General features: G+C 62.4%; 11 protein-coding genes. 8 read left to right on the forward strand and 3 right to left on the reverse strand.

All coding sequences use genetic code 11. The features are described 5' to 3' along the window. Positions 1-70 precede the first annotated feature (70 nt). From PF446_RS10725 to PF446_RS10760, 8 genes are all read left to right on the forward strand, one after another. Positions 71-2107 (forward strand): hypothetical protein, encoded by a 2037-nt coding sequence (locus PF446_RS10725; protein WP_298071415.1) that lies wholly within the window; start codon positions 71-73, stop codon positions 2105-2107. A 69-nt stretch (positions 2108-2176) separates the two neighbouring features. After that, complete coding sequence (locus tag PF446_RS10730; RefSeq protein ID WP_298071416.1) at positions 2177-2797, forward strand: YdbL family protein; 621 nt, start codon at positions 2177-2179, stop codon at positions 2795-2797. Positions 2798-2863: 66 nt separating this feature from the next. Further along, positions 2864-4171, forward strand: a complete 1308-nt coding sequence (gene rlmD / locus PF446_RS10735; RefSeq protein WP_298071417.1) for a 23S rRNA (uracil(1939)-C(5))-methyltransferase RlmD — start codon at positions 2864-2866, stop codon at positions 4169-4171. Then, the gene (locus tag PF446_RS10740; protein WP_298071418.1) at positions 4171-4689 is read left to right on the forward strand and encodes a CYTH domain-containing protein; all 519 of its coding nucleotides are present in this window, start codon (positions 4171-4173) and stop codon (positions 4687-4689) included. The genes rlmD and PF446_RS10740 overlap by 1 nt, the downstream gene beginning before the upstream one ends. Beyond that, positions 4689-5708 (forward strand): beta-N-acetylhexosaminidase, encoded by a 1020-nt coding sequence (gene nagZ, locus PF446_RS10745; RefSeq protein ID WP_298071419.1) that lies wholly within the window; start codon positions 4689-4691, stop codon positions 5706-5708. Before PF446_RS10740 ends, nagZ begins: the two co-directional genes overlap by 1 nt. Then, on the forward strand, positions 5705-6256 hold the full coding sequence (locus PF446_RS10750) for a hypoxanthine-guanine phosphoribosyltransferase (protein WP_298071420.1): 552 nt from the start codon (positions 5705-5707) through the stop codon (positions 6254-6256). Before nagZ ends, PF446_RS10750 begins: the two co-directional genes overlap by 4 nt. A 22-nt stretch (positions 6257-6278) precedes the next feature. Further along, positions 6279-7034: an S-methyl-5'-thioinosine phosphorylase gene (locus PF446_RS10755; protein ID WP_298071425.1), complete on the forward strand. Its 756-nt coding sequence runs from the start codon at positions 6279-6281 to the stop codon at positions 7032-7034. 170 nt (positions 7035-7204) lie between these two features. Continuing rightward, positions 7205-7411 carry a cold-shock protein gene (locus PF446_RS10760; RefSeq protein ID WP_298071421.1) on the forward strand — a complete coding sequence of 69 codons (207 nt, stop codon included), beginning with the start codon at positions 7205-7207 and terminating at the stop codon, positions 7409-7411. A gap of 107 nt (positions 7412-7518) precedes the next feature. On the opposite strand, the gene PF446_RS10765 is transcribed toward PF446_RS10760, so the two are convergent. The 3 genes from PF446_RS10765 to PF446_RS10775 form a co-directional block, all read right to left on the reverse strand. Further along, entirely contained in the window at positions 7519-9306 is a 1788-nt protein-coding gene (locus PF446_RS10765) for an ABC transporter transmembrane domain-containing protein (protein ID WP_298071422.1), read from the reverse strand. After that, positions 9303-9965 carry a YigZ family protein gene (locus PF446_RS10770; RefSeq protein WP_298071423.1) on the reverse strand — a complete coding sequence of 221 codons (663 nt, stop codon included), beginning with the start codon at positions 9963-9965 and terminating at the stop codon, positions 9303-9305. Before PF446_RS10770 ends, PF446_RS10765 begins: the two co-directional genes overlap by 4 nt. A 195-nt stretch (positions 9966-10160) precedes the next feature. Next, positions 10161-10559: aldehyde dehydrogenase family protein (locus PF446_RS10775; protein ID WP_298071424.1), on the reverse strand; the 399-nt coding region annotated here is incomplete at its 5' end.

Genomic DNA, 10559 nt, shown 5'->3' on the forward strand with positions numbered 1-10559 from the left:
ATGCAGCTGCGTTTCTTCGGACATGGCCGTTGAAGTGCCGTTAGGGAAGAGTTTGGCAGAATGGCCTGCGATGAACGTCCGATCAAGTCGACCCTGTTCACGATTCGCACTGGTGATCCTGCTGGTGCTGGCCATTTCATGTCCGGTGTCGGCCATTGCCACAACCACGCTTGACGCCGATGCCATCACATTGCCTGGCGGTATTGCGCTTCGCCAGGTGCATTCGACCTTGCAGCTCGCGGGGGATGGTCAGCTTCAGCTCTCCCTGGTTGCGGCACAGGCCGATATCCCGAAACTGGGCTGGCGCCGGGTCAGGCTGGCGTTGGACGGAAAACTTGCCCATACCCGACAGGACCACTGGTCCTGGAGCGGCACGGTCCTGATCAAGGGCGCTCCCGGCGGCCTGATGCAGCATGGCGGCAGTTTCAAACTGATTCTGGATATCGCCAGCGATACCCTGGAACTTGATCTGGCGCGCTCATCCAGACAGTCCGTGCAGCTGGCCATGCCGCTGGATCAGACGACCCATCTGCAGGTGCACCTGGTCCGGATGCCGCTGGCGTGGATCCAGGGCTTTCTGCTGCATGCATGGAAGGGCAAGATCACCTCCGGGCAGGTTACTGGTGTTGCAGCCATGGATTTCCAGCCCGATGGCATGCAGGCCTCGGCATCCCTGCATGCCGACAATGTCGGGTTTGATGGTGGCGCGCTGGCCGGCCAGGCATTGAAGATGGACGGACATCTCACCATGGATGCTGCAGCCAAGCGCAACCGCTTTTCGCTGGCGGCGACCCTGAATGGTGGGCAGGTCCTGGTTGGACCGATCTACGCCCAGTTGCCTGCCCACCCAGTGAGTCTGGGGTTCAAGCTCGAAACCAGGGGTGAGAGCCTGCGCGTGGACCACCTGCGCTTCAGCGATCCGGATGCGCTGGTGCTGTCCGGTGGCTTCATTTTCGGCACGGGCGGCACCCTGCACAGCATGAATATCAGTCATTTCAACGCGATATTTCCGGCAGCCTATGCACGTTACGGCAAGACATGGCTGGACACACTGGGTCTGCGGGACCTGCATTCAAGCGGCAACCTCAGCGGGACACTGCAGCTGGCTGGCGACGGGCTTCGCTCGTTCGCCTTGCAGACGGATGAGCTGAATCTGGACGATGGCTCGGGACGATTTCGTGTCCAGGGTCTCCAGGGCGGGCTGGATTGGAACCGCAAGGGATCCCTGCCGGTATCCGGGTTGCAATGGAAGCAGCTCGGCATCTACCGCATTCCATTCGGGGCGTCCAGCAGCAAGTGGCAGAGTCGCAATGGCACATTACGTTTGCTGGGTCCCCTTGATATCCCCGTACTCGGCGGTCAGCTCAACGTGAACACCCTTGCTATACGTCCACAGGGCGGGCAGGGCGAGAGCCTGGACATGGCCACCTCGTTGACGGATGTGGACATGGGTGCTTTGAGCGAGGTCCTGGGCTGGCCGCGTTTCCACGGTACACTGGCGGGCGCCATGCCGGGCTTGCACTATGCCGGCGGTCGTTTCGATCTTCAGGGGGGCCTGTCCTTGAATGTCTTTGACGGCTTCGTGGATATCACTCGACTTTCCTTGACGCATCCGTTTGGCGGGACCCCGGAGATCGCCGCGGACGTGAGCCTGAGCAAGCTCAACCTGGGCGCCATGACCGACGTCTTCGATTTCGGCAAGATCACCGGCGATCTGCAAGGCCAGATCAAGCAACTGCATCTGGTCGACTGGCAGCCGGTCGGGTTCGATGCCCACTTGCTGGCCGACTCCGGCGGGCGCATCAGTCAGCGCGCCGTGAATAACCTGACTTCCGTGGGTGGCGGTGGCGTGGCCGGGGGGCTGCAGGGGGCGATACTGAAACTGTTCAAGAGCTTCCGCTACGACCGGATCGGCATCAACTGCACACTGGAGGGCAGCGTCTGCCATATGAGTGGCCTGGAGCCCGACAACGGTGGCTATCTGATCGTCGACGGTAGCGGTTTGCCCCATCTGACCGTGATCGGCCACCAGAAACGGGTCAGCTGGCCAACGCTGTTGACACGCCTGGAGGCCGCCATCCATGGTGGTGGCCCGGTGGTGAAATAAGCAGGCTGGCCTGGATGCGCCGGCCGTGTGTTCTGTGTGATTATTCGCGTTCTTCAAGGAGATCGTGTCATGCGCAAGATTCTTGCCTGTCTGGGGCTGACCATGCTGATTGCACTGGTCGGCTGCGTCACCATCAATGTCTATTTTCCTGCGGCGGCTGCACAGAAGGCCGCGGACCAGTTCATCGGTTCGGTCATCGATCAGGGCACGCCGTCGCCGAAGCCGGCGCAGAACGGCCCGAAAGGGGATGGGACCTCCAAGCCCGCCCCGGACGGCGGCATGCCGTCGGCCAGGGTGCTGGACCTTCTGATACCGGCTGCGTATGCCGGCGACTCGCCGAACCTGAAGATCCATACACCGGCCATCGACGCGATCCATGCGCGCATGCGCAAGCGTTTCAGCGATTCGTTGAAGACACTGCTTGATGATGGTGCTGTCGGTTTCACCCAGGACGGTCTGGTCCAGGTCCACGATCTTTCGGCCGCACCCATGGCGCAGCGTGCCGAGGTCAAGAGCGTGGTCGCGGCCGAGAACGGTGACCGCAACCAGCTGTATGCCGATATCGCCAAGGCCAATGGCCACCCCGAGTGGCAGGATCGTATTCGACAGACTTTCGCCCAGTTGTGGATCCAGCGGGCGCACAAGGGCTGGTACTATCGCAGTAGCACGGGCAGCTGGAAGCGCAAGTAGTTCGCTCGCCAGATGTCCCGTATCCATTCACCGCCCGGGCCGTTGCCCGGGCGCGTTGTTTTGCCCATGAAGAAAAATACCCAAGTCGAAGTTCAAATCACCGACCTCAGTCATGATGGCCGCGGCGTCGCGCATGTCGACGGCAAGGCAGTGTTCGTGCGTGGTGGACTGCCTGGTGAGTCCGCCAGCGTGCGGATCGTGCGCAGCAAGCGCAGTTTTGACGAGGCCGAGATCGAAGAGCTGCACACCCGCAGTGCCGACCGCGTGGAACCGCGCTGCGCGCATTACGAACAATGTTCGGGTTGCTCTCTGCAGCACCTCGCACCGGCCGCCCAGATTGCCTCCAAGCAACATGTCCTTGCCGACAATTTTGAGCGCATTGGCAAGGTGGCACCCGAACGCTGGCTGGAACCCCTGACCGACAGTGTCTGGGGTTATCGCCGCAAGGGCAGGCTGTCGGTCAAGCATGTGGCCAAAAAGGGTCGGGTGCTGGTGGGGTTCCGCGAGTCCAACCCGCGGTTTGTAGCCGACATCCGTCGTTGCGAAGTCCTGCATCCGGCGCTCGGGCCGAAGATCGAGGCGATCGGGGACATGCTGGGCACCCTGGAGGTCGGCGCCCAGATACCACAGATTGAATTTGCTGCCGGCGACGACACCGTTGCCCTCGTGTTTCGCCATCTGACCCCTCTGGGAGCGCAGGATCGCGAGAAACTTGTGGCCTTCGGGCGTGAACACGGTTTCGCCATCTACCTGCAGCCGGGCGGCATCAGCAGCGTGCATCCGCTTTGGCCGGAGGCGCCGCGGCTGGCTTTCCGCATACCCGATTATCAGGTCGAACTGGAATTCCAGCCGCTGGATTTCGTGCAGATCAACGCCGGCATCAACCAGCGCATGATCGCCCATGCGATGGACCTGCTGGCGCCCAGCCCGCAGGATCGCGTGCTGGACCTTTTCTGTGGCCTGGGCAATTTCACCTTGCCGCTGGCGCGCCGCGTGGCGCAGGTGGCGGGCGTGGAAGGCGACACCGAACTGGTGCGTCGTGCGGCCGCCAATGCACGTGCGAACGGGATCGAGAACACACAGTTCCACGTGGCCAATCTGTTCGAGGACCAGCGCGGCGCCAGCTGGGCGCGGCAGGACTGGGACAAGCTGCTGCTGGACCCGCCTCGGGCCGGGGCCGACAAGATCCTGGAACATCTGCCTGGCAAGGCCACGAGCAGAGTGGTGTATGTGTCCTGCCACCCCGGTTCGCTGGCACGGGACGCCGCGATACTGGTTCGTGAACACGGGTTCCGGCTTGCGGCCGCGGGTGTCATGGACATGTTCCCGCACACCGCCCATGTCGAGTCCATTGCCCTGTTCGAGCGTGCCTGATGGGTCGGGAGATCGAGCGCAAGTTCCTGGTCGCGGGAGAGGGCTGGCGAGATGCGGTCACGCGCAGCCAGAGGATGGAGCAGGGGTATCTGGTCGACGCGAAGGTCTTCGAGGCCGGTTTGTCGAAGTGTTCGGTGCGCGTTCGCATTGCCGGCGATCGTGCCTGGTTGAACATCAAGTCCGCGCGCCTGGGCATCGAGCGATCGGAGTTCGAATATGCCGTGCCGCTGGGTGAAGCCCACGAATTGCTGGATCAATTGTGTTCGGGACGGATTGAAAAGACGCGACATCTTGTCGATGTCGATGGTTGCACTTTCGAGATCGACGAGTTTCATGGTGACAATCAGGGTCTGATCGTTGCAGAACTGGAACTGGATTCCACCAATGCCCATGTTCCCCGGCCCAGGTGGCTCGGACACGAAGTCAGTCAGCTGGCCCGCTACTACAATGTGAATCTGGTCGCGCATCCCTACATCCACTGGTCAGTGCGCGAACGCGAAGGCAAAGAGGACACCTGATGTTGTTGATCGGCATTGCAGGCATCACTCTCACGAACCGTGAATGTGAACAGCTGGCCTCGCCCCTGGTCAGCGGCGTGGTGTTGTTCACGCGCAACTTCCAATCACGTGTGCAGGTGAGCGAACTCATCGCCGAAATACGCAAGCTGCGTCCGGACGACGGATTCATCGTTGGCGTCGACCAGGAGGGTGGGGTGGTGCAGCGGTTCCGCGACGGCTTCACGCGTCTGCCGGCACTTGCCAAACTGGGTGCCTTGCACGACCGCGATCCAGCACAGGCCCGTGCACGGGCCGAGGAACACGCATGGATCATGGCCAGCGAATTGCGCGCGGTGGATGTCGACATCAGCTTCGCACCGGTCGTGGATCTGGCTCGTGGCAACCGGATTATCGGAAGCCGCGCCTTTCACGCGCATCCAGAGGTTGTGGCCGAGCTGGCCGATGCCTATGTACGCGGCATGCACATGGCCGGCATGGCCGTCACGCTCAAGCATTTCCCCGGCCATGGCTCAGTGCTTGAGGATACCCATGTCGAAAAGGCTGTCGATGCGCGTGACCTGGAGGCCATCCGTAGATCCGACCTGGTGCCTTTCACCGAATGCATTCGCCTTGGCGTGGAGGCCGTGATGATGGCTCATGTGATTTATCCGGCCGTGGACACAAAGCCGGCTGGCCAGTCCGGGGTCTGGATCGAGGATGTCCTGCGCACCGGATTGGGTTTCGAGGGACTGGTCTTCAGCGATGACATCAGCATGGCCGGTGCTGGCGAGGGCGGCGATGTCGGCAAGCGTCTGCAGGCGCATGTTGCTGCCGGTTGCGATCTGATCCTGGCATGCCAGCCCGCGGCGGTCGAGGAGGCTCTGGCCACGGCCCGCGGGCTGCCTGCATGTGCGCCCGAACGTGTGGCCACGATGCGTGGAGAGGCCACGGCGGTCTGGTCGTCCCTGATGGACAACCCCCAGCGGGATGTCTTCATTGCCCGTCTGGCCGAACTTGAAGTTTCAGGAGACTCCGCATGAACCAAGCTTCGCTGGTACAGGCACTGCGCGATGCCGACCTGTTGTTTACCGCAGATGCGCTGGCATCGGCCATTGCGCGCATGGGGCGAGAGATCGATGCCGAGCTGGATGGCGAGCGCGCGGTCTTCCTGACGGTCATGCAGGGTGGGCTGATCTTTGCCGGCCAACTGGCTTTGGCGATGGGTACGGACGTGGAGTTCGATTACGTGCATGCCACGCGCTATCGCGGCGGCACACAAGGCCACGATATCCAGTGGCTGCGCAAGCCCCAACTCGCACTGGACGGGCGCACGGTCATGCTTGTCGACGATATCCTGGACGAGGGTTATACCCTCAAGGCGGTCCGCGAATATTGTCTGGCTGCGGGAGCACGCCGGGTGCTGGTCGTGACCCTGTGCAGGAAACAGCATGATCGTCGTGTGCCTGGACTGGCTGCCGATTTCAACGGCGTGGATGTCCCGGATCGCTATGTGTTCGGTTTTGGCATGGATTATCACGAGCAAGGTCGCAATCTCCCGGCCATCCATGCCTTGAGGGGAGAGGTTTGAGCGCATGAAGGCTGCCAGCGACATGCACAACCAGGATATCGACTACGCAGTGATCGGCGGTACCGGTCTATACCGCCTCGAGGGTCTTGAGAATATCCGTCGCGTGGCCATGGACACGCCCTACGGCATGCCATCCGGTGCCGTGGTATGTGGCGATTTCAAGGGTTGTCGTTTCGCGTTTCTGGCACGCCATGGCGAAAACCATGAATGGGCTCCGCATCGAGTCAACTATCGAGCCAATGTACATGCCTTGCATGCCCTTGGTGCAAGACAGGTCATCGGCGTGAACGCCGTGGGCGGCATTCGCTCGGACATGGCCCCGCGCATATTGGCCGTGCCCGACCAGATCATTGATTACACCCATGGTCGTGCCAGCAGTTTCTGTGATGTCGAAGGTGCGCAGGTGCAGCATGTGGATTTCACCGAGCCCTACGATGCGGCATTGCGCAAGGATCTGCTCGAGGCTGCATCAGCGGTTGGTGTGTCGGTGATCGACGGTGGCTGCTACGGGGCCACGCAGGGTCCGCGTCTGGAAACCCGAGCGGAAATCGAACGCATGCGTCGTGACGGATGTGATCTGGTGGGCATGACCGGCATGCCCGAGGCCGTGCTGGCGCGTGAATTGGAAATGCCCTACGCCTGCCTGGCGCTGGTGGCCAACTGGGCCGCCGGCTGCGGGGAAGCCGAGGTCATCAGTATTGAACAGATCCTGGAGCACCTCGAAGCGGCCACGGCGCAGGTGCCGAATATTCTTTCTGCCTTGCCATTTCCCCGTTGAGGGAGGTTATCTCGGTGATTATCCTGAAGACAGGTCAGTTTGTTTGAAGTGAAAACCACTTGCATCAAGCATGAAAACATGGTGATACTGCGCACGTGCAATGCATTGGGGCGTACCGAGGGGCGTACGTGTGGTATTGCACTTCCGGTTCAATCGAGAGGTTTCGAGCAATGCGTTTTGGTACGGTCAAATGGTTTAATGACGCCAAGGGTTTCGGTTTCATCGCACCCGAGGACGGTGGGGAGGACGTTTTCGTCCATTATTCAGCAATCGCATCCGAAGGTTTTCGCAGCCTCAAGGAAGGCCAGCGAGTGAGTTTCGAGGTGGTGGATGGTCCCAAGGGCGCGCAAGCGTCGGGAGTGACGGACGCGGCCTGACCGCAACCGTTGCCACGTTGAGATCATGATGACCCCGTGCCGCGGCACGGGGTTTTTTTTGCTCTGCGCGTGTGGTTCGGGCAGGAAAAACTTGCGGTGTTTCAATATCAGCTGGCGAACTGCAGATTCGCCAATTGCGCATACAGGCCACCTTCGCGCAGCAGGCTGTCGTGCGTACCCTGGGCGATGATCCGACCACCGTCCATGACCACGATGCGATCGGCGCGCTGTACCGTGGCCAATCGATGGGCGATGACCAGGGTGGTGCGGCCTTTTTCCAGGCGTGCCAGGGCCTGCTGGATCGCAGCTTCGGACTGCGCATCGAGGGCCGAGGTGGCCTCGTCCAGCAACAGGATTGGTGCGTCGCGCAGGATCGCGCGGGCGATCGCCACACGCTGGCGCTGGCCACCTGACAAGCGCACGCCGCGCTCGCCCAGTTCAGTGTCGTAGCCTTGTGGAAGCGCACGCAGGAAAGCGTCCGCTTCCGCAGCCAGGGCAGCCCTTTGGACCTCTTCTTCAACCGCATTACTGCGGCCGAAGCGGATGTTTTCGGCGGCGCTGCCACCGAAGATCACGGTGTCCTGGGGCACCAGCGCGAACGCACCACGCAGGTCGGGCAGGGCCAGGGCGCGAAGGTCCACGCCGTCCAGCAGGATCGTGCCGCGCTGCGGGTCGTAGAAGCGCAGCAGCAGGCCGAACACGGTGCTTTTCCCGGCGCCGGAGGGACCCACCAGCGCGACGGTTTCGCCCGACTGGACCTCCAGGCTGAATTCCTCAAGCGCGGCGGTCTCGGGTCGAGTCGGGTAGCGGAACTCGACGCCCTCGAATCGAATGGCACCTTTGGCGCGTCCGGGCATCGGAGTGGGGGAGACTGGCGTGCTTACGGTCGCCTGTTCGTCGAACAATTCTCCGATACGCCCCATGGCGCCGGACGCGCGCATGACCTGGCCCCATACGCCGCTGACCGCGCCCACGGATCCGGCGGCGAAGATCGCATACATCACGAACTGCCCCAGGACACCTGCATTCAGATGACCGGCCAGCACGTCGCGCGCGCCGGCCCATAGCACCAGGGTGATGGCGCCGAACACCAGGGTAATGACCGAGGCGGTCAAGCCCGAGCTCATGCCGATGCGCCGCCGTGCCGTGGACAGGGCGTTACGGATGGATTGCCCGTAGCGCAAACTCTCGGTGTCCTCGCGCGAATAGGCCTTGATGGCCTGGGCAGCATTCAGGGTTTCGTTGGCGATGGCCGATGCATCGGCCAGGCGGTCCTGACTATGCCGCGACAGGCGGCGCACGCGGCGGCCGAAGATCAGGATCGGCAACATCACGGCCGGTATTACCAGCGCGGTCAATCCGGACAGGCGCGGACTGGTGATGATCATGGCCACGGTCGCGCCGATCAGCATCACCACCGAGCGCAGCGCCACGGAAATGCCTGAACCGACCAGGGTCTGCACCAGTTCGGTATCGGTACCCAGGCGCGAGATCAGCTCGCCGACACGGGATCTCTCGTAAAAGCCGAGGTCCAGGCGGATCAGATGGTCATAGAGGCTGCTGCGCAGCGACGCCAGCGAGCGTTCGCCTAGCAGGGTGATGCAGTAGAAGCGCGCCGCCGTGGCCAGCGCCATGACAAGGGCCACCACGAACAGTCCGATGAAGGTACGGTTGATAACCCTCGGGTCGGAACCGGCGAACCCGTTGTTGATCATGTGGCGAACCGCTACCGGCAACACCAGAGTGGCGCCGGAGGACAAGCCCAGAAAGACCACCCAGCCCAGCGCCAGTCCCTTGTGAGGTTTCAGGAACGGCCACAGTCGACGCAGGTCGCCGAGGTCACGGGCCTTGCGCACGGGACGACCGGAGGTCGGGTCGATGGAGGTTTCGCTCATGCGGGGTCCGTGTTGAGTCGATGCAGGGTGCTGGCGCCGCGGGTGAGGTCGGCCAGCAGGTGTTCGAGTTGCTCCATGTGCGCCAGGGCCACGTTCACGGTCAAGGTGACATCGCCTGGACCGAAGGCTTCGTCATCGATACGCAGGTGCCATTCCAGGGTGCGGGCCTTGAGCAACGGCAGCTCGGGATAGCCGACCCTGAACCGGACTCGTTGCGTGGCGATGATCGGCACGTGCGGGGCCTGGCGCAGGCACTCGGCCGCAGTGCTTGCATAGGCGCGGATCAGTCCGCCCACGCCCAGCTTGATCCCACCGAACCAGCGCGTGACCACAGCCACCACGCCGTCCAGTTGTTGGCCCTCGATGGCCTGCAGGATTGGCTTTCCGGCACTGCCTCCGGGTTCGCCGTCGTCGCTGAAGCGATAGGCCTGACCGATCCGGTAGGCCCAGCAGTTGTGGTTGGCCGTGGTGTCGGATGCCTGTTCCAGAAAGACCATGGCTGCATCCACGTTGTCGGCTGGTGCCACGCGGGCCCGGAACCGGCTCTTGCGGATCTCCACCTCGAGATGGTGGGGCCCGGAAAGGGTCCATCGATCGTTCATGCGCGGACCGGTTTCCATGCCGCTGTCCGGTCGATCAAGCAGTCTGAGAAACGCCATATTGATGGATTCATGATGTCGTCCCCGTCCATTGCCGCATTGATCGGCGTGCAGCCTTGGTTATGGTGGTGAATTGGCGCAGGCCAAGTCCACGCGACGTCCGCGTGCATACCATGCACAGCATAACCAAACGCCATCCCGGCCGGGCCGGGATGGCGTGACATGGCATGCCCCTAAACGCGAGCGTTTCGAAAATCAGGCGTCGCGGATGACCAGCAGGCGCAGTTCGCTCATGTCCTCCATGGCGTACTTGATGCCCTCGCGCCCCAGGCCCGAACGCTTGATGCCGCCGTAAGGCATGTTGTCGACGCGGAAGCTGGGAATGTCGCCAATGACCACGCCGCCCTGTTCGAGCCGGTCCCAGGCGCGCATGGTGCGCGTCAGGTCGTTGGTGAACACGCCCGCCTGCAGGCCGTAGTCCGAATCGTTGACCTCGTCGATCACCTTGTCGAACTTCTTGAACGGGGCCAGCACCGCGACCGGGCCGAACGCCTCCTCGCAGCTGATTTTGGCGTCGTGCGGGACATTTTCCAGCACGGTGGCATCGAGCATGCTGCCCTTGCGCTTGCCGCCGCACAGCACCGTGGCGCCGGC

Origin of the sequence: Oleiagrimonas sp., assembly GCF_027858935.1 — a bacterium.
GTDB lineage: Bacteria > Pseudomonadota > Gammaproteobacteria > Xanthomonadales > Rhodanobacteraceae > Oleiagrimonas.